Here is a 19,343-nt window from a genome sequence, read left to right as displayed (position 1 = left end):
AGGATGGAAAATAACAAGATGGAAACATTGTCCACCGTTCGTGTGCAATACAGCAGCGACCTGTACAAGCTGGTCGATTCCCTGAACCGCACACTGAAGGAAAAGGACTTGATGTTCGGATTAGCATTGGATGAGGAAAATCATGATACGGCGATATTCACGATTTACCGTACCTAAATGGGCCAAGATCACACTGTTCAGTGCTTTGGCTGTTCTGCTGATCGTCCTCGGCTGCGGGATATACGTGTATAGCACGGCTCAGCATGCTCGTACAGACGGCTTCGAAGCTTCAGAGAAGTTCGCGCTCGAGAATACGGAGCTGGAGAACGTCGATGAAGTGACACGCTTCAATGGCGAGCATGTATATCATGTCGTGAGAGGCAAGCAGTCTGACGGAACAGATGCCATCGCCTTTATCAGGAAGGGCGAGAAAGATGCGGACAAAATCATTTATACGACCGACTCAGCTGATGAAGAGCAAGTCGAGAGCAGCTGGAAATCAGCGTGCGGAGCGGACTGTGATATGGACGATGTCCGGCTGGGATTATATGATGGCTCGCCCGCTTGGGAAGTGACCTATCGGGATGGACAGGATCGCCTCGGCTACAGCTATTACACATTAGATGGTACAGAGCAGCTGGAAAACTTTGCTTTATCAAACCAATATCAATAACACAACTACATATGTAGGACAGACAATGGAGGGTTCTTTTTGAAGACAACGATCGCTAAGCTTAGTGAACATGTAGGAGAAGAAGTGACAATCGGGGCATGGCTCCGCAATAAACGATCAAGCGGGAAGATCGCATTCCTGCAGCTGCGTGACGGAACCGGGTTCGTTCAAGGAGTCGTCGTGAAGAATGACGTATCGGAGGAAGTGTTCCAGACGGCAAAGAACATGACGCAGGAAACATCCCTTTATGTTACAGGTAAAGTAGTGGAGGACAGCCGTTCTTCCTTCGGATATGAGATTCAAGTGGCAGACTTGGAAGTTATCCACACTTCCACGGATTATCCGATTACACCAAAGGAACATGGTACGGAATTCCTGATGGATAACCGTCATCTATGGCTCCGCTCCCAAAAACAGCATGCGGTGATGAAAATCCGTAATGAAATCATCCGCGCGACCTATGAATACTTCCATGAAAATGGCTATACAAAAATCGACCCGCCGATCCTGACGGGATCTTCTGCAGAAGGCACAACGGAATTGTTCCATACAAAATACTTCGATGAAGAAGCATACCTTTCCCAAAGCGGACAGCTTTACATGGAAGCTGCAGCAATGGCATTCAACAAAGTATTCTCCTTCGGTCCTACATTCCGGGCAGAAAAATCCAAAACCAGACGCCATTTGATCGAATTCTGGATGATCGAGCCGGAGATGGCATTCGTCGAGCATGAGGAAAGCTTGGAAATCCAGGAGAACTACATCAGCCATCTTGTCGCTTCTGTGCTCAAGAACTGCAAACTGGACCTTGAAATCCTTGGACGTGATACGGAGAAACTGGCTAAAGTCACGGCGCCATTCCCGCGCATCACATATGATGAAGCAATCGAATTGCTGAAAGAAAAAGGATTCGATGATATCGAGTGGGGAGAAGATTTCGGAGCTCCGCATGAAACTGCAATTGCAGAAAGCTTTGATAAACCAGTGTTCATCACGCATTATCCAGCGGCGATCAAAGCATTCTACATGAAGCCAGATCCAAATCGGGAAGAAGTCGTATTATGCGCCGACTTGATTGCACCGGAAGGCTACGGAGAAATCATCGGCGGATCCCAGCGCATCGATGACCTTGAGTTAATGGAAAAACGCTATGAGGAACATAATCTGACTGGCGATGCGTACAATTGGTACTTGGAATTGCGCAAATACGGCAGTGTGCCGCATTCAGGTTTCGGACTGGGACTTGAACGGACAGTAGCATGGCTATCCGGCGTGGAGCATGTTCGTGAAACGATTCCATTCCCGCGTCTTTTGAACCGTCTATACCCATAATATAATGATTATCTGACGATCCCTTGTCGAATGACGAGGGATTGTCCTATTAAAGGAAGGAGAACCCAGATGAATAACGATTTAAACTACCAAAGAATGCTGGGAAATCCATTTTCCTTTCCCGGTATGCTGATGGAACGTTATGCTGCGCTCGGCTTGAATGAGACAGAAATGATGGTCATTTTGCATATCTGCTTTTTCCAGCAGCAGGGTACGATGTTTCCGACTACAGATGAATTGGCAGCAAGAGTGACACTGTCAGAAAGGGAAGTAGCTCTTGTTTTGCGTAAGCTGGTCCAGCGGAATATGCTTCAGATCGAAGATGTCCAGGAAGAGGATGTGCGCAGCCAAGCGTACAGTCTGAATGGATTATGGCACTTGGTGTTTGCCGAAACCGTCTACCCAGAACCTGAAAAGAACACAGACAAAGAAGAAGAGGCAGCCATATTCATACTCTTTGAGCAGGAATTCGGCCGGCCTTTATCACCTTTTGAAATCGAAACGATCACCCTATGGCTGGATGAGGATATGCAGCCGCCGTCACTGATCAAAGCAGCATTACGAGAAGCGGTATTGATGAGCAAATTGAATTTCCGCTATATCGATCGTATCCTGCGGGAATGGAAACGCAAAGGCATACGAACAGTGGATCAGGCTCGTAAACACAGTAAATCATTCCATGAGAACCAGAGGCCTGCTGCTGCAGTGCAAGCAGATCAGCAAGCACCAGCCCGTGATGTGAGTATTTATTACAACTGGCTGGAAGAGGACTGAGGAGGAAAGCAGACGATGCTGAACAAAACACAGATACGGCGGGCGTTGGACGTCATGCGGGATATGTTCCCGGAGGCAGCCTGTGAGCTGGTCCACAAAAATCCATTTGAGCTTGTCATCGCCGTCCTGCTATCAGCGCAATGTACCGATAATCTTGTCAATAAAGTGACGAAGGATTTATTCCAAAAATATAAGACTCCGGAAGATTATTTGGCTGTATCCCTCGAGGAGCTGCAGCATGACATCCGTTCCATCGGTCTTTACCGCAATAAAGCAAAGAATATCCAAAAGCTGTGTCAGACATTGATCGATCAATACGATGGCATCGTTCCTGACACACGTGATGAACTGGTCAAGCTGGCTGGAGTGGGGCGCAAGACAGCCAATGTCGTGGCATCTGTTGCATTCAATGAACCAGCTATCGCAGTGGACACCCATGTCGAAAGAGTCTCCAAGCGGCTTGGTTTTTGCCGATGGAAAGATAATGTCACTGAAGTAGAAAATACCTTGATGAAAAAGGTTCCGCGTGATGAGTGGAGCGATACACACCACCGGATGATCTTTTTCGGCCGATATCATTGCAAGGCAAGAAACCCAAACTGCCTGGCATGCCCATTAAACGATATATGCCGGGAAGGGAAGAAGCGCCTCAAAGCAGAAGCAAAATAAAAAGGCAGTCACTCCAATTTGAAGTGACTGCCTTTTATAGTTTCATCATTGCTGAGACTCTGAATCGTCAGGGCTTGTACCATTTTCAGCATCTTGATTGGATTCGTCGCCCTGATCACCTTGATCGGTTTCACCTTCCGTGCTGCCAGAATCCCCAGTCTGACCAGAGTCTTCATTACCATTACCGTTACCATTTTCATTGCCATTGCCATTACTATTGCCATTATTACCATTATTGTTGGCATTGTCGTTATTCTGTCCGCTGTTTTCATCGGCATTTTGATCTTGGTTTTGGTTTTGGTCTTGGTTCTGATCATCGTTTTGATCCTGATCCTGCTCGTCCTCATTCTGCTGATCTTCTTCCGTCTGATCCTGTTGATCCTCGGCATTTTCATCCGGATTTTCTTCTTCTTCCGCGTTTTCATCTTCGCCAGGAACAGTGACGGAAGTCGTTTTCGCTTCACTGGTTTCCCCATCGACGGAAGCCGTAACCGAAATGCTATAGGTTTGTCCAGCTTCGACGTTCTCAATCACAGCCGAAGTATCCGAAGTAGTCTGGGAGCCGTTTGGATCGGCGCTTACACTGAAGCTTGCATCACCGTCATAATTCCAGCTGACATTGATGCTGTTGCTTGCTTCGTCATAGCTTGCAGAAAGTCCGGTCACCGGATCGATTTCTTCTTCATATCTTTCGGAAGTGGCACCAGGCAAGTGGCCCTTCAGGAATAACTCCGTCAAAATCTCGGAAGCGGGGGTTCCGCTGCTAGGGGAAGCAGCGGGGCGAGAGCCTTTTTCGACTTTCGCCTCCACTACGCTGCTGGGTTTTTTGAAACTTTCCGTATCCTTGCCTTCATGCACTTCAGTCATGATTTGCTTGAACAGGTATTTGGCGACATTTGTACCGATGACACCATTTCCATCCTGAATTACCTTATTACCTTTATCGTAACCAGTCCAGACGGATAGGGTGTAGTTTGTCGTCAGGCCATTCATCCAGGAATCCGGGCTGCCTTCTTGATTTTCCAGATTCGTCGTACCGGTTTTACCGGCAATATCCAATCCAGGTACATTAGCCAATGTTCCAGTACCTTCTGTCATGACAGAGCGCATCATGTCAGTGACCATATAAGCTGTGGAATCACTCATTGCAGCTTCGGAATCTGGTTTCATATCCAAAGTGCTTCCGTCGCTGAACTCGATTTTTGTAATGGCATAGGGTTCTGTATAAATTCCTTCGTTACCAAATGCCGCATATGCACCAGCCATATCGATAGTATGGAATTGAGCTGCTCCGCCTATACTATCTCCGTTCTTGATGCCATCCTTGAATTCCAGACCCAAACCATTTGCAAATTGTTCTGCGTTTTCAGCTCCAACAGCTTGGAATGTCTTGATTGCTGGAATATTATAAGATTTTGCCAATGCAGTCCTTGCACTCATCCAGCCATGGAACTGGTCGTCATAGTTGCCCGGACTCCAGTTGCCGATCGTAATAGGTTCATCATGGATTTGTTCATACGTTGATGTATAGATTCCGTTTTCAAATGCCGGGGCGTAATCCAAAATGGGCTTCATACCCGATCCTGGCTGACGTCCATCACCTTGGATAGCATAGTTGAATCCGCCGAGTTCGTTGTTCCGGTTGCCGCCGATTGCACGAATTGCTCCGCTCTTCGTATCAAGCAGGGTGATACCAGCTTGTAATTCCTCATCCGGCCAAACGATGCCGCTGTCCTCACTTAGTGCATTTTCGACTGTCTCCTGTGCATCGGGATCCAAAGTCGTATAAATCTTCATGCCGTCTAGGTTAAGATCTGTGTCATCAAATCGTTCACTAAGTTCCTTTTGCACTTGATCAAGGAAAGCACCGTATTTGTTCTGCTGCGGCTGCTTTTCAGTAAGCAAATCTTCGACTTTCGTCTTTTTCGCTTCATCGGCTTCTGCCTGTGTGATCTTTTCATGCTGCACCATCAAGTCAAGTACGGTATTCATGCGCTCCTGAGCCAAATCAGGATTTTCGAATGGGTTATATGCCGTAGGGCGCTGCGGTAATCCAGCCAGCAAAGCTATTTCCGGAAGGGTAAGATCGTTTAGATCGTCCTTGCCGAAGTACGTTTCCGCTGCCGTGGCGACTCCATATGCATACTGACCGTAGAATACTTTGTTTAAATACATTTCCAGAATTTCTTCTTTTGAATATTTACGGTCGAGCTGGAAGGCAAGCCACCATTCCTGCATTTTTCGTTTAATGGTTTTCTCGGGTGATAGGAAGGAGCGTTTGATGACCTGCTGGTCGATTGTGCTTCCGCCTTCTGCACCGAAGCCATTTTTAATGTTCGAGATCAATGCGCCGCCGGTACGGATGATATCAATTCCATTATGCTCGAAGAAGCGGGAATCCTCCGTTGCCGTGACAGCATCGATCAGCTGCTGAGGCAGCTCATCATAGTTTACTTTTCGCCTGGATTCCGATCCCAGTTCTGCAAATTCATCGCCATTCATGTCATAGACGATGTTTGAAGCAGGGTCGGATAATTTCTCTTCGTCCAATTTAGGCGCTGTTGCAGCATAGTAGGCGAACACGCTTCCGCCAGCTATGACGCATAATACACCTATCAAGACAATCGTAAGCAATATTTTCTTCCAAATAGGTCTTTTTTTCTTTTTCTGTTTTCGTCTTGATGCACGAGATTGGCCCTTTTCTGCCATTACTCCTCTTCCTCCGTTCTAAAATGAAGCTGGTCGATGATGTGCAGATAATCGACCTTTGCCTGATACTTCATCGGAATCAGAAAACCTTCCTTACAAATGATATCATAAGGGATGGATTTTCTTCCTCCATCATATTGACGTTTCCACCACGGAAAAAGTTTCTCTGCTTCGAAAAAAAATGTTTGATCATGTGCGGTGAAACGCATGATCACGAAGCAAATTCCACCATGGCTGCAGACATGCTGCATGTGGGTGATTTGGTGCTCGTGAAAATTGGAGAGAGGGAAACTGGTCTTGTTTTTCGTGACCTTCGCTTCAAAATCCACATATTTTCCACGATAGATGCCATTATAATCCGTAGTGGATGCTTGTTTGAAATACGCTTCTTTTATGACCGCTGCACTTCGTTTTGGATAATCGACTTGTACAATTTGCACAGGGGTCGGTTTTTTGTGAATGACAGCTTTTTGCCGGGCAAGATAATATTCGTTTGTTTCATTGATATCTTGCTCTAAAGTCATCCCCCTGTTGCCAAAGTCGATATGCTGTGAAAGCCTTGATGCAGCAGTCTGTCTGATGGTCTTTTTCCCATTAGGATATTGCACGTTTTTCCCCCCGCTATAGGAATGATCATACCATAATCCTTAGAATACTTCACTTTGCGTCTGTAACTCAACTAATAAAAGGGGCAATTCGATGACATTTACTGACAGAGCGAACTTGCTTGCTTCCATCGAAGAGAAAACAGCTGCTGCAAATTTAGATAATATCCGAAGAACGATGGCTTATCAAGCTTTTTATGAAGCAAATCCAGAGATACGATGGGCGTTTTTAGCCTCGATGGTTTCCAGGAATGCGGGTTGGAACATGACCGATCTGCAGCTGGATATGTACAGATGCTTATTGTCTGCCCGTATCAGAAAACAACTCTTTTCCCTATATGAGCGCGCCAATTGGCTGATATTCTCCGATGCCTATCCGCAGCTGCTGCTTTATGAGGCTCATAAGCAAGGAAAAATCGACATGATCTGCCATCTGCAGCATTTTCATGTATCCGCCTTTATGAGGGAAGCATGGCGGCAGTACCTGGATGAAAACGACGGTCAGCGTTTGCTTTACAGTTTGATCATCAATGAACAACATGTCATTGGATCGCCTGTCATCGTCCAGTCCTTTTATCAAGAGCACATCTTCAGGAGATGGCCGTATCGGCTGCAGGATTTTTTTCGTTTGAATGCAGTGTTTTTCCCGACTTTGGATGGGAGATTATATGGATTATATGCACATCATTTTACGAGTGTGGATGATCGGATACGGATGGGCAAGGAGCTGAGCCAGCTGCTCTTTCATGACCGTCTTCATCCGGAATTTCTTCAGTTTGCCAGGAAGACGCCCCATACTGCATCTCGAGATGATTATGAGCGTTACAGCCGTTTTAGAACAGCTGGCAGCAGCTCTTTAAATCAATGCTATCCAGTCATTTCACACAAGGATATTATTCGCAAGGACTGGTACAGGAATGGGGGCATCAAGCAAAGTTGGATGATGACTCCGGCGGATAAGGATTTTCGGCCGACAGGCACCGTATTTTATTGGAAGCGGAAAGTGATGGCTTTCGCTGCTATCTTCTTCAAGAAAAAAAGCAAAGCGGTCTGGTGATCGCTTTGCTTTTGCTCTTATATGGAAGGACGATTCGGTCCATCAAGCTTTTTATCGTATCCGTCACCGGCAGTGCGGGCTGTCGGGCGTTTCTGGCCAGTCGATGTCTTCTTTTCCTGCTTTTTCATCATTCACCCTCCTTTACTGTTAGGATGGGCGAAAGAGCTCTGAATCATGCGGATGCACGCGTATTTTTTGTTGTTTTGTCAGTTGTGCAGGAGAACGCTTCCCGTGGCAGAAACCTAAAGAAAAAGGGGGCATACGGATGAACAAGCAAAATGGTGTGACGAAGGAAGAATTGCAGCTGGCCTTGTTCCAGCTCGCCGGCACTTACAGAAGATTGGATCAAAGACTCACCGTACAGGCAAACCGTTCCAGGATGGCATGGAAGCAGCCTTTGATAGAAAGAGTGCTTGAAGTCGAGTCATATCTGGATAGAAAGCAGGTTAAATGGAGTCATGAGCATGGTAAATTAGCCTGACTGCTTGTATAATAGAACAACACGATAAGCAGAGAAGGGATTTCATTGACGACATTACGCATATATAACAAGCAGCTTTCCGGCATGCTGACCCGTCTGAAAAATCGGTTTCTTACGGAGGAGCCGCCAAGTGATAAGCATGATAGAGCCTTCTTCGATTTGGTGAAGAGGGAAACAGAACCGATGTATGAGCTGCTGCAAAAATGGCATCACTCTGCAGCAGATTTTGTCCAGCAGCGCGATGTGAGTGTGCATCCGCAGCAAATCCAATCAACAGAAGAGAATGTCCATCTGATCATCCTGCATAGCTACTACATAGATATCCGTTCCGAACGATATATGGATTATCACCAATCGATCGGTTACGTCATCCAATTGCTTGATGAAGATCTGGACAGATTAGAAGGAAACGACGGAGAGGAAGAATGACATGACGAAAGAGGAATTGATCGAATTAGCGAAGGAAGCAAGGGAAAGGGCATATATACCTTATTCCAAGTTCGGAGTGGGGGCGGCTGTCCTGACAAAGTCGGGGAATGTGTATCAGGGCTGCAATATCGAGAATGCGGCTTATCCAGTGACATGCTGTGCCGAAAGAACCGCTATTTTCCAAGCAATCGCAAATGGGGAACGGGAATTCTCGGAGATTGCCGTGGTAGCGAATACCGAGCGGCCAGTCCCGCCATGCGGTTCGTGCAGACAGGTGATGGCCGAATTCTTCCCTCATGATGCCGTTATCCACATCGCAAATATGAACGGAGTTTCAAAAACAATTACAATGGAAGAATTGCTTCCGTTCTCTTTCCAGCCAGAAGATTTGTTCTCGGACGAAAAAGCGGCAAAATGACACTCGCCCAAAAGATCTAAAGCGCACAAGCTTTAGATCTTTTTTATCGAAAGCGCATAGCATCTTGAGGGATTTCAAGCATGGAGATCTGCTTTAACCTGCCATGCAACGGGCTCTGCCGGCTCTCCTTGACAGTCTCTGCAGCAAGGAGACATTAAAGGAAGCTCTTGTTGGAGAGGAAATTCCGTCTTGGCAGGCTCAATGAGGAACGGGTCCGCGTGTCTGCTCCGTCCATGAATGAAAGGGCAGGATATATTGCGATTGACGCTTTTCATCTTGAGCAGAGGAGTGACGGGGAATGGAGGGCAGAAGCTTGACGCGGGAAATTTCAGCGACCTAATATTGACTATCAATGGTGATTATGCCTGTGATACGCTTATCGAGATGGAGCTGTCAGGAGCCTATACAGCTGGCTTAACATAGTTTTCTTATTCCTGTCCATTATAATAAGGCATTCACCTTGAATTTTTTGAAAAGCGTTATGGGATATAGTCGATAATTTTTTGTGCTTTCCCAGATGCGGATGCTGTGATACTTGCTCCTGCCAGCGGTATGAGTCAAACGATAAGCTTTCCATATTTCCCAATCAGGACACGCATCATATGCTGGTATTTTGCGGTTCATACGAGGCAGTGCACGGATGGGTACTATTGATGGGAATTTGACAGCCCAAACAAATCATAAGGATAGCTCCAGGAACCAGGGGGATAACAGGATGACAGAAAGATCCATACATAGCCGTAAGGATGAACATATACATATTACGTTGAACGAACAAGTGCAGGGAAAAGGGATCTCGACTGGTTTTGAGTATTACCGATTCGAGCATCAGGCTCTTCCTGGAATCAGCTTTGCATCGATTGATACTTCCGCTAAGTTTCTGGATAAACAGGTGAAAGTGCCTTTTCTGATCAGCAGTATGACAGGCGGTACACCGCGTGCACATGAAATCAACAGGAATTTAGCCTTGGCAGCTGAACAAAAGGGATGGGCTTTAGGCCTTGGCTCCAGTCGGGTGGCACTGGAGAATAAAACCGCTGCTGCCAGTTTCCAGATTCGGGAACAAGCTCCGACCATCCCTATTTTTGCGAATATCGGCGCTGTGCAGCTGAATTATGGTTATGGGGCGGAAGAATGCAGTGAAATCGTTCGTTTGACAGGTGCAGACGCCATCGTTCTTCATCTCAACAGCATGCAGGAAGTTTTCCAGGATGAAGGAGATACTGATTTCAGCGGTTTATTGACAAAAATCGCAAAAGTGGCAGAAAAACTGGATATACCAATCGGGGTGAAAGAAGTTGGCTTCGGGATTGCGCCGGACACTTGCAGACAGCTGATCGAAGCAGGTGCGCAATTCATCGATACCGCTGGTGCTGGCGGTACTTCATGGATCGAGGTGGAAAAATACCGTTCCCGGAATCCGATCAAACAACGAGCTGCTTCAGCTTTCCTTGATTGGGGCATCCCTACAGCTCAAAGCGTCGAGCAGCTCAGCGGATTGTCACAGCCGCCAGAATGCCTCATCGCAAGCGGCGGAATCACCAATGGCGTGGATGCTGCCAAAGCCATCGCATTAGGTGCTGATATGGCAGGATACGGACGTTCGATACTTCCTGAAGCTGTCGATTCTGCAGAGGCGCTGATCGAGCGTTTCGAGCAGCTGGAGCTGGAGCTTCGGATCAGTATGTTCGGCATCGGTGTACAGGACTTGGAAGCTTTAAAAAATACGGACAGGTTAATCAGGGTAAACACCTGAAAATTAGGTTGTTGTCATAGTACATGTTCTTTCGCCCTTTCATATGTTATAGGGAATCCAATACAGAAAGGGGAAAGAACATGCGTAAAAGACATTGCTGTCCGCAGATGCAGCCGCAGCATACTGTACACTGCGGTACGAAGACATTTGTCGACCCTGTCATGAATAATGTACAACACACATATTCCGAAGAGGTCATTGAGCATATACACCCAGTCCACACAACAGTGGTCAACCATCATAAAGTAAAGAATGTCCATGCATATCCGCATACGACTTCTTTTGCGAATGAGCAATCAGTGGAAGAAACTCATCTCAGCCCGACTCATAACTCTCCGCCTCGTCCGAATCCATGCCATAATTGCGGACCTATGAAGCATATGCCGATGCACATGCCGCAGCAAGTGAGCCCGCAAACGTATCAGCCAATGCCGGAGCAGCAGCCGCAAATGGCACCTAAACCAAAACCATCTCAGAAAAAGTGGTATTGATCGTTATCGAGCTGGCGTATGCCGGCTCTTTTATGTTTAGATAGAAACAGCAAAAGAAAAGGAGAGCATGTCCCGGATGAAGAATTTATACGTCACAGGATACAAGCACTATGAAATGGGAATCTTTAAAATGAGTGATCCGCGTGTGCATTATATCAAGCAAACCATACGGGACAAGCTGATCGGTCTCATTGAATCCGGATTGCAATGGGTGCTGCTGTCGGGCCAGACGGGTGTGGAGCTGTGGGCAGCGCAGATCGTGCTTGATTTGAAGGAAGAGGGGTATGACATCCGGTTGGCTGTCATACCGCCCTTTGATAATCAAGATGCGCGATGGTCGGAGGAACTGCAGGAAGACTACCAGGAAGTGATCATGCTTGCTGACTTTTACCAGCCCATATATGATGGGGACTATAAAGGCCCCTATCAGTTCAAGGCACGAGATAAATGGATGCTGTCGAAAACCGAGGCGGCACTTGTCATGTATGACGAGAACCAGACAGGCAGCGTGGATTTCTTCCTCAAAGAAGTGCAGAGCTATCAGGAAGCCCATGATTATGAGCTTTACTATATAACTGCCCTGGATTTGCAGGACACGGTCGAGCGGGAACAAATGAACGATCCATCCTATTGGGATCAGACTTGAGAAGAAAATTGACAATCCCGGTTGATTTTGAAAGAATGTACTTATATACAATCGTATAAATGAGGTGACTTGTGTATGGCATTGGCAAATATCCAACTGACACAAAAAGATATCTTTGAAAAGAACTTTAAAACCGCTATGCGCGGTTATAATCAAGATGAAGTCGATGAATACCTGGATAAAATCATCCAGGATTATGAAACATTCCAAAAAGAAATCGATCGATTGAAAAGTGAAAATGAGCGATTGAAGCAGCAGCTCTCAAACGAAAGCAGACCGCAATCGAGAGCGGCACAGCAGCCGAAGGAACAGGCAGCACAGCCTGCAGCTGTACGGGAGACACAAACGAACCATCAGGTGAATTATGATATACTGAAACGCTTGTCCAATCTGGAAAAGGCCGTTTTCGGCAAAAAGTTCGCCGAGAATGATGTTTGATGCCGGATGGTCTTGACTATTGTCGCCTAACCTCGTACAATAGGAAAGCAACTTAAAATGAATGTTTGAGTAATCGCTGCAGCAATGCAGAGGAAAGTCCATGCTCACACAAGCTGAGATGCTTGTAGTGTTCGTGCTTGGCGAATTCATAAGCCAAGGTAGCAGCAATGCTAACGGCAGGCAGAACGCCTAAGTCTTCGGATATGGCCGACATGTCTTGAAAGTGCCACAGTGACGTAGTCAGCTTGGAAACTTGCTGAGTGGAACGAGGTAAACCCCGCGAGTGAGCAACCCAAATGTTGGTAGGGGCACCCTTGATTATGGGAATTCAACCTAAAAAGGGACAGGCGATGAGCTTGTAGATAGATGATTACTGCCGTTGTACGAGGCTGACCACCGCTCGCAGTGCATCGGTACAGAACATGGCTTACAGAACATTCATTTGGTCCACTGTATACAACGAACAGCCCTTTCTAACTGGTTTCAGCTAGAGAGGGCTTTTTAATACATAAAAGCGAGGTTTTACATGATGAACAGGCAAGTGACCCTGATCGCCACTGCTGCGATGGGATTGGAAGCTGTCGTTGCACGTGAAGTGAAGCAGCTGGGCTATGAAGAAGTGCAAGTCGACAATGGGAAGGTTTTATTCAAGGCAGATCCATCTGCCATTGCCCGTTGTAATCTTTGGCTGCGCACTGCCGACCGCATCAAAGTGCTCGTCGGTGAATTCAAGGCAACTACTTTCGATGAACTTTTTGAACAGACAAAGGCGCTGCCGTGGGAGGAATACATACAGGAAGTTGGGGAGTTCCCAGTCATCGGCAAGAGTGTCAAGTCAACGCTTTACAGCGTACCCGATTGTCAGCGCATCGTGAAGAAGGCCGTAGTGGAACGATTGAAACGGAAATACGGCATTGCTTCCTGGCTGGAGGAATCCGGTCCAAGACACCGAATCGAAGTAGCTATCTTGAAGGATACTGTTAGCTTGACATTGGATACGAGCGGTACCGGTTTGCATAAACGCGGCTATCGCGTTGGACAAGGTGAAGCACCAATCAAGGAAACCCTTGCAGCTGCGATGGTGCTTTTGACGAATTGGCGTCCGGAATTCCCGCTGCATGATCCATTCTGCGGCAGCGGCACGATTGCCATCGAAGCCGCACTGATCGGTCAGAATATCGCACCTGGTTTCAACCGCGAATTTGATGCTGAAAATTGGCATTGGGTGAAATCCGATCTTTGGGAAAAGGCCCTTGAAGAAGCAGAGGATTTGGCCAATTATGACCAGCAGCTCCAAATTTCCGGTTCGGATATCGATCATAAAATGGTGGAAATCGCGAAGGCAAATAGTATCGAAGCAGGCCTTGGGGAATTAATCAACTGGAGACAGATGCAAGTGGCAGATTGGAATCCGAAGCAGGACAATGGCTATATGATAACGAATCCGCCATATGGGGAAAGATTGGGAGATCGCCCGCAGGTGGAAAAAGCCTATAAAGAGCTTGGCGGTATCATGCAGGATAACCCGTCCTGGAGCGGCTATATCTTAACCTCGCATGAAGGCTTCGAATCCTTCTATGGCAAGAAGGCAACTAAGAAACGTAAGCTTTTCAATGGTTTCATCAAAACCGATTATTATCAGTATTTCGGTAAACATATGTAAAAGGGAGCGGATGGTATGTCAGATGCAACACAGCAATATTGGGACTTGATCAAGGAACAAAAAGCATATGAAGAGGCGATAGCCCTCATGCATTGGGATTTACGGACAAAAGCACCGAAAGCCGGCATGGAATACCGTGCCGAGGCGATCAGCTATTTATCGCAGCAGGCGCATCGACTTTCCACATCTGACAAACTAAAGGACCTGATCGACGAGCTGAAGCAAAGTGCAGAGGATGAGATTCTCATCAAATCCCTGGCTGAGAGCGAAAAGGAATACAACCGCAACAGGAAGATCCCTGAAGAAGAGTATAAGGCTTATATCATGCTTCAATCCAAAGCTGAAACTGTATGGGGAGAAGCAAGGGAGAAGGGGGATTTCCGGTTGCTCCAGCCGTATTTGGAGGAACTGATTGCCTATAAGAAGAAATTTGCCTCCTATTGGAATGCCGATCAGCATCCTTATGATGTCCTGCTGGACTTATATGAACCAGGCGTGAAAATGGAAACATTGGATGAAGTGTTCCCGGCATTGCGGAAATCACTGACGAATTTGCTCGGACGAATCAAGCAATCTGAAGTGAAACCCGATGTGAGCGTCCTCCAGACACATTTTTCGAAGGAACAGCAGAAGGCATTCACCCTCTCCGTCCTGGAAAAAATGGGCTATGATTTCGAGGCGGGAAGATTGGATGATACCATTCACCCGTTTGAAATCACGCTGAATCCAAAAGATGTCCGCATCACGACACGTTATGATGAAGAAGATTTCCGAATGGCAGTCTTCGGTACGATCCATGAAGGCGGACATGCACTCTATGAGCAGAATATAGCCGAAAAACTAGCTGCCACTCCTTTGGCAGGTGGTACGAGCATGGGAATCCATGAATCACAGTCATTATTCTGGGAGAATTTCGTTGCCCGCAGCGAGGCATTCTGGAAAGGTCATTTCGAGGAATTCAAGACGTATGCACCTGCTTCTTTGCAAGGAATCGATTTTGATACCTTCTATCAGGCAGTCAACGAGGTGAAGGCATCCTTTATCCGTATCGAGGCTGACGAATTGACATATGCTTTGCATATCATGATTCGTTATGAATTGGAGAAGGCTTTATTCAAGGATGAGATTACGGTTGCCGAGCTGCCGGCAATCTGGAACAGGAAAATGGAGGAATACCTCGGTATCGTTCCGGAAAGTGATTCCCAAGGCGTACTTCAGGACATTCACTGGTCCGGCGGTGATTTCGGCTATTTCCCATCCTATGCATTGGGTTATATGTATGCGGCGCAATTCCATGCGAAGATGCAGGAAACCTTGGATACCGATCAATTGATTGAACAAGGCGAGTTTGCGCCGATCAAGCAATGGCTGACGGAAAAAATCCATCAATACGGGAAAGCGAAGAAACCGTTGGAACTGCTGCAGGATGTGACAGGCGAGGGTTTGAATGCCGATTATCTCGTATCCTATCTGACGGAGAAATACAGCAAAATCTACCAGCTATGAAAAAACGATGCAGAGTCTATCTGCATCGTTTTTCCTTTTATTAGCTTAAAGCAGCGGCCATGTCTGGTACTTGCAGACCGGCATCTTTATAGATACCTTCCAAGTCGGACTGGAAGGTATCGAAGTGCTTCTGAGCTGCATCGAAGTTCGGCTCTGTTTCAGAAGCGTCGATTGCTTTGCTCACTTCCTCGAAATAAGCTTTCAGCGAATCCAAAGATTTGGTGAATGTTTCTTTCTGTTCATCCGGAAGATTGCTTTCCAGATCATAATCAGCAAGCTTTGCTGCACCTTCATCTGCTGCTTTCTTAGCTGCTTCAGCAGAAGTCTTGATTACATCGTCTGTGGAAGCTTCATCAGCCAGAGCAGTCTGATAAGCTGCAATCGGTGCGTAATAAGCTCTGAAATCTGCTGTGAAATCCATTTGTGTACGAAGAAGTTCTTTTTTGACATCGGTCGTTTCTGTTTTTTCTGAACCGCTGTCAGATTCGCTTTGTGATCCGGCACTTGAACAACCTGTTGCAAAGATGGCTACGATAGCCGTTAACGCAAGCAAGTACATGAGCTTTTTCACGCTAACATCCCCTTTCTGATTGGCTTTATTAGTTTAATGCTAACTTTTTGAATTGTAAATACTTAGTAGAAATGTTCAAAGAATAGGAAGAATCTGATAAATGTAGAAAAAGGGAATTTTCAAGATTCGGTTGAAACCGGAAACAAGAATGCTATAATTAAAAACGGATTCTGATAAAGGGGTTTTGCACTTGAAGAAACAAAGCTTGGCGTATTTTTTGGATGATTTATGGGCGAAAGGCTTTAAACTGACAGATGAAGATGTACAGTTCATCTATTTCGGAAAAAACTATGCAAATGCGCCTGATTGGAAAGTGGTAGTCGCACTTCAGGTCACACTTAGATTCCAGCATGCATTTGACGGCAGCTTCTACTTAAGTGTACTGGATTTGATCGGGGAAGAAGGGGTGCAGACAAAAAAACAAGCAGAAGATCTGCTTGCGAGAAAAGGGTTCCAGCTTACTTATCAATGAGTCTGCGGATTGCTTCCCGTGCAAGCTGATCGGCTGCTTTGTTTTGTTTTTCCGGTATCCATTTGATGAAAAAATAAGGAAATACCCGGCTCAGCTCCATTATTTGTTCTAATAATGGACGGAATTCTTTGTTCTTTGTGTATTCCTTATCGATTGCCTGTACGGCTGCCTGGGAATCCGAACGTAAGGAAATGATGGCTTCAGGGTGCTCTTCACGACAGATTTCCAAAGCCTTGATGATGGCCCAGAATTCAGCTTGATGATTCGACATCATCCCTAGCGGAATGCTGTATGTCTTGCGGACACCTTCTTTTATGACCACGATCCCAGCTCCGCTTTCCCCTGGATTGCCGCTGGAAGCACCATCGGTATAGACCTCGATCAATCCCCATCCCTCCTAATTGTTGATATTCCTGTACATTCTTTTTGCTCCGTAAAGGAACGGTGTAGAGATGATGCTGACCACAAATTTCAGCACATACGTCGAAATGAAGATTTCCAGCCAAACGGAGCCTTCATAAGCCCCGGCGAAAGCAATTGTGCAGAAGACGAGTGTGTCAAGCAGCTGACTGAGCATCGTGCTTCCATTATTTCGCACCCAAAGGAATTTATCATCAGGGAGCATACGTTTGACCAGTGCATACAGCCAAACATCGACATATTGACTGATGGCAAATGCAATCAGGCTTCCCAGTGCAACTCGGGGGATGAATCCGAATATCGTACGGAGGGATGATTGGGCAAAGTCGCTTGGCGCTGGATCAAACAATAGCACAAACTGCATGATGACAGTCATGATGATCAAGGTAGCGAAGCCGAGGCCCACAGCTTTCCTGGCGATTTTCTTCCCATAGTTTTCGTTCAGTATATCTGAAGCCAAGAAGATGGTTCCATATATGATGTTACCCATTGTTGCAGTCAAACCGAACAGCTCGATTGTCTTCGTCACCTGTATATTTGCCAATACCGTCGCCATGCCTACCCAAACGAACAGCCCAAGGCGTCCGAATAGCCGATACATGATCAGCAGCAGGGCGAAGTTGATGATGGAAAAAGCAATCCAAAGTAAATCGTTATGCAATGCGGCTCCTCCTAGTGAAATTTACTTAGACAATGGAAGAGTATACGCGCTTTTCCCAGAGCATGCAACTTATGGAAGGATTCCGTATACAGAAAAGCGGCAATCCCGAGGATTGCCGCTTGCGCTTATATTATAGTTTTACTACGTTAGCTGCTTGAGGTCCTCTTTCTCCTTCAATCACTTCAAAGGATACTTCCTGACCTTCTTCAAGATTCTTGAAGCCTTCTTCCTGGATGGCGGAGTAATGTACAAACACATCGTTACCGTCCTCTACTTGAATGAACCCGTAACCTTTTTCAGCGTTGAACCATTTTACAATTCCGTTTGGCATATTCCTTATCCTCCTAAAGACGTTTCACAGAAAACGCATGAGATAATACAAAAAAGACGTGCATGAATTGAAAAAGGCAGTCTGCTAGAGGGGCGGAATTACTTTAGCTCCTCTAACAAGCTGCCGACGTTCGTATTCCGCTCATCTTGTTTGCTTGTCACAAATATAGCTTATTTTGAAAAATGCGTCAAGTAGGGAAAAACGAGGATTTGTTGGGAAAGTAATCGCTTTCCGGGTGAATTGAAATGGTTTATCGCCCTTTCTTTCTTGTCAATTTGCGACAGGAACGCGTTTTTTCGTCAAGAAAGGATCTTCGTTGAAGGGGAGTAAGGATTCCATTACAATGTAGTTGATCGTATTTTGTCGGAAGGAGGCAGACGGTTGACCATTCAAATTGGCGTTACCGGATGGGGTGACCACGACAAACTTTATCCAGATACAAAAGCAAGACAACAAAAATTAAAAACATATGCGACACATTTTGATGTTGTCGAGGTGGATGCTTCCTTTTACGCTATTCAGCCAATCAGCAATTATGTGAAATGGGTGCAAGAGACACCGGACAATTTTTCATTCATCATCAAAGCGCATCAGGATATGACCGGCCAAAGCCGAAAAAAAATGACTCGCTCGGAAGCAGCTTCCTTATTCGATGACTTTTTGGCATCGATTCAGCCTGTCGTGGAAGCTCGCAAGCTGGCTGCCATCCTCTTCCAGTTTCCTCCTTGGTTCCAGGTGGAGAAGGCGAGCATCGATCGGCTGCGTTATATACGTGAGCTTACAAAGGGACTGCCGGTAGCGATCGAATTCCGACATCAGTCTTGGTATGCAGAGGAATACCGGGAAAGAACGCTCGGCTTGCTGCAGGAACTTGAATTCATACATACAGTTTGCGATGAACCGCAAGCAGGGAGCGGCTCTGTCCCTGCTGTGCCGGTTTCCACGAATGAGCAGCTTACACTTGTCCGGTTCCACGGCCGCAATGTTCATGGGTGGAACCAGAACGGGCGGGAGGATTGGCGTAAAGTACGTTTTCTTTACCGATATAATCAGACTGAATTGACAGAATGGCGGGAACTCGCGCTTGCCTTGGAACAATCGAGCAAACGTGTCATTCTGCTATTCAACAATAATTCAGGCGGCGATGCCAGCGATAATGCCAAGGATATGATGCAGCTCCTCGGCCAGAAGCTGCCGGATCCACCGCCGGAACAACTGAACTTATTCGATTAGGAAGGGCG

25 protein-coding genes and 1 other RNA gene are annotated in these 19,343 nt (G+C 46.4%); 19 read left to right on the top strand and 7 right to left on the bottom strand.

Features of this window, described 5'->3' with window-relative positions; all coding sequences use genetic code 11:
• Positions 1–3 precede the first annotated feature (3 nt).
• The 5 genes from CHH53_RS06110 (at position 4) to nth (ending at position 3,448) form a co-directional block, all read left to right on the top strand.
• A complete protein-coding gene (locus CHH53_RS06110) occupies positions 4–177 on the top strand; it encodes a YpmA family protein (protein ID WP_095215237.1) in 174 nt (57 codons plus the stop codon).
• Positions 143–673: a cell wall elongation regulator TseB-like domain-containing protein gene (locus CHH53_RS06105; RefSeq protein ID WP_095215236.1), complete on the top strand. Its 531-nt coding sequence runs from the start codon at positions 143–145 to the stop codon at positions 671–673. Before CHH53_RS06110 ends, CHH53_RS06105 begins: the two co-directional genes overlap by 35 nt.
• A gap of 39 nt (positions 674–712) precedes the next feature.
• On the top strand, positions 713–2,005 hold the full coding sequence (asnS, locus tag CHH53_RS06100; RefSeq protein WP_095215235.1) for an asparagine--tRNA ligase: 1,293 nt from the start codon (positions 713–715) through the stop codon (positions 2,003–2,005).
• Positions 2,006–2,074: 69 nt separating this feature from the next.
• A complete protein-coding gene (locus tag CHH53_RS06095) occupies positions 2,075–2,779 on the top strand; it encodes a DnaD domain-containing protein (protein WP_095215234.1) in 705 nt (234 codons plus the stop codon).
• A gap of 15 nt (positions 2,780–2,794) precedes the next feature.
• Positions 2,795–3,448, top strand: coding sequence for an endonuclease III (nth, locus tag CHH53_RS06090; RefSeq protein WP_095215233.1), 654 nt, complete (start codon positions 2,795–2,797; stop codon positions 3,446–3,448).
• Between the two features lie 45 nt (positions 3,449–3,493).
• Here the strand turns inward: nth and CHH53_RS06085 are convergent, their stop codons facing one another.
• Together CHH53_RS06085 and recU are read right to left on the bottom strand one after the other, a co-directional pair.
• On the bottom strand, positions 3,494–6,157 hold the full coding sequence (locus tag CHH53_RS06085; protein ID WP_095215232.1) for a penicillin-binding protein 1A: 2,664 nt from the start codon (positions 6,155–6,157) through the stop codon (positions 3,494–3,496).
• Positions 6,157–6,765 carry a Holliday junction resolvase RecU gene (gene recU, locus CHH53_RS06080; protein ID WP_095215231.1) on the bottom strand — a complete coding sequence of 203 codons (609 nt, stop codon included), beginning with the start codon at positions 6,763–6,765 and terminating at the stop codon, positions 6,157–6,159. Before recU ends, CHH53_RS06085 begins: the two co-directional genes overlap by 1 nt.
• A gap of 91 nt (positions 6,766–6,856) precedes the next feature.
• Between recU and CHH53_RS06075 the strand changes: the two genes are divergently transcribed.
• Positions 6,857–7,819 (top strand): DUF2515 family protein, encoded by a 963-nt coding sequence (locus CHH53_RS06075; protein WP_095215230.1) that lies wholly within the window; start codon positions 6,857–6,859, stop codon positions 7,817–7,819.
• 17 nt (positions 7,820–7,836) lie between these two features.
• Here CHH53_RS06075 and CHH53_RS17130 read toward each other — a convergent pair whose 3' ends face one another.
• Positions 7,837–7,950, bottom strand: a complete 114-nt coding sequence (locus CHH53_RS17130; protein WP_304442495.1) for a spore protein — start codon at positions 7,948–7,950, stop codon at positions 7,837–7,839.
• A 134-nt stretch (positions 7,951–8,084) separates the two neighbouring features.
• Between CHH53_RS17130 and CHH53_RS06070 the strand changes: the two genes are divergently transcribed.
• From CHH53_RS06070 to CHH53_RS06020, 11 genes are all read left to right on the top strand, one after another.
• Complete coding sequence (locus CHH53_RS06070) at positions 8,085–8,300, top strand: hypothetical protein (RefSeq protein WP_095215229.1); 216 nt, start codon at positions 8,085–8,087, stop codon at positions 8,298–8,300.
• A 45-nt stretch (positions 8,301–8,345) separates the two neighbouring features.
• A complete protein-coding gene (locus CHH53_RS06065; RefSeq protein ID WP_233134877.1) occupies positions 8,346–8,729 on the top strand; it encodes a DUF1798 family protein in 384 nt (127 codons plus the stop codon).
• 1 nt (position 8,730) lies between these two features.
• On the top strand, positions 8,731–9,147 hold the full coding sequence (locus tag CHH53_RS06060; protein ID WP_095215228.1) for a cytidine deaminase: 417 nt from the start codon (positions 8,731–8,733) through the stop codon (positions 9,145–9,147).
• 261 nt (positions 9,148–9,408) lie between these two features.
• The gene (locus tag CHH53_RS17300) at positions 9,409–9,570 is read left to right on the top strand and encodes a hypothetical protein (protein ID WP_158221500.1); all 162 of its coding nucleotides are present in this window, start codon (positions 9,409–9,411) and stop codon (positions 9,568–9,570) included.
• A gap of 292 nt (positions 9,571–9,862) precedes the next feature.
• A complete protein-coding gene (fni, locus tag CHH53_RS06050) occupies positions 9,863–10,903 on the top strand; it encodes a type 2 isopentenyl-diphosphate Delta-isomerase (protein ID WP_095215226.1) in 1,041 nt (346 codons plus the stop codon).
• Positions 10,904–10,983: 80 nt separating this feature from the next.
• Positions 10,984–11,394, top strand: a complete 411-nt coding sequence (locus tag CHH53_RS06045; protein WP_158221499.1) for a CotD family spore coat protein — start codon at positions 10,984–10,986, stop codon at positions 11,392–11,394.
• 76 nt (positions 11,395–11,470) lie between these two features.
• On the top strand, positions 11,471–12,040 hold the full coding sequence (locus tag CHH53_RS06040; protein ID WP_095215224.1) for an SLOG family protein: 570 nt from the start codon (positions 11,471–11,473) through the stop codon (positions 12,038–12,040).
• A 75-nt stretch (positions 12,041–12,115) separates the two neighbouring features.
• Positions 12,116–12,478 (top strand): cell division regulator GpsB, encoded by a 363-nt coding sequence (gpsB, locus tag CHH53_RS06035; protein WP_095215223.1) that lies wholly within the window; start codon positions 12,116–12,118, stop codon positions 12,476–12,478.
• 61 nt (positions 12,479–12,539) lie between these two features.
• An RNA gene (rnpB, locus tag CHH53_RS06030) (RNase P RNA component class B) lies at positions 12,540–12,913 on the top strand.
• Positions 12,914–13,007: 94 nt separating this feature from the next.
• Positions 13,008–14,141, top strand: coding sequence for a THUMP domain-containing class I SAM-dependent RNA methyltransferase (locus CHH53_RS06025; RefSeq protein ID WP_095215389.1), 1,134 nt, complete (start codon positions 13,008–13,010; stop codon positions 14,139–14,141).
• 15 nt (positions 14,142–14,156) lie between these two features.
• The gene (locus tag CHH53_RS06020; RefSeq protein ID WP_095215222.1) at positions 14,157–15,647 is read left to right on the top strand and encodes a carboxypeptidase M32; all 1,491 of its coding nucleotides are present in this window, start codon (positions 14,157–14,159) and stop codon (positions 15,645–15,647) included.
• 40 nt (positions 15,648–15,687) lie between these two features.
• Here CHH53_RS06020 and CHH53_RS06015 read toward each other — a convergent pair whose 3' ends face one another.
• Positions 15,688–16,218, bottom strand: a complete 531-nt coding sequence (locus CHH53_RS06015) for a hypothetical protein (RefSeq protein WP_095215221.1) — start codon at positions 16,216–16,218, stop codon at positions 15,688–15,690.
• 190 nt (positions 16,219–16,408) lie between these two features.
• Between CHH53_RS06015 and CHH53_RS06010 the strand changes: the two genes are divergently transcribed.
• Positions 16,409–16,690, top strand: a complete 282-nt coding sequence (locus tag CHH53_RS06010) for a DUF6123 family protein (protein ID WP_095215220.1) — start codon at positions 16,409–16,411, stop codon at positions 16,688–16,690.
• Here CHH53_RS06010 and CHH53_RS06005 read toward each other — a convergent pair.
• From CHH53_RS06005 to CHH53_RS05995, 3 genes are all read right to left on the bottom strand, one after another.
• Entirely contained in the window at positions 16,677–17,075 is a 399-nt protein-coding gene (locus CHH53_RS06005) for a ribonuclease HI family protein (RefSeq protein ID WP_095215219.1), read from the bottom strand. The two genes, CHH53_RS06010 and CHH53_RS06005, sit on opposite strands and share 14 nt — an antisense overlap.
• A gap of 12 nt (positions 17,076–17,087) precedes the next feature.
• Positions 17,088–17,771, bottom strand: a complete 684-nt coding sequence (locus CHH53_RS06000; RefSeq protein ID WP_095215218.1) for a queuosine precursor transporter — start codon at positions 17,769–17,771, stop codon at positions 17,088–17,090.
• Positions 17,772–17,901: 130 nt separating this feature from the next.
• On the bottom strand, positions 17,902–18,102 hold the full coding sequence (locus CHH53_RS05995; RefSeq protein WP_093728398.1) for a cold-shock protein: 201 nt from the start codon (positions 18,100–18,102) through the stop codon (positions 17,902–17,904).
• A 381-nt stretch (positions 18,103–18,483) separates the two neighbouring features.
• Here CHH53_RS05995 and CHH53_RS05990 point away from each other — a divergent pair, with 381 nt between their 5' ends.
• Complete coding sequence (locus CHH53_RS05990) at positions 18,484–19,335, top strand: DUF72 domain-containing protein (protein WP_095215217.1); 852 nt, start codon at positions 18,484–18,486, stop codon at positions 19,333–19,335.
• Positions 19,336–19,343: the final 8 nt, after the last annotated feature.

Source organism: Terribacillus sp. 7520-G (assembly GCF_002271665.1).
Lineage (GTDB): Bacteria > Bacillota > Bacilli > Bacillales > Amphibacillaceae > Terribacillus.
Note: the sequence above shows the minus strand (reverse complement) of the source record. Positions and strands in the feature narration are given on the sequence as shown.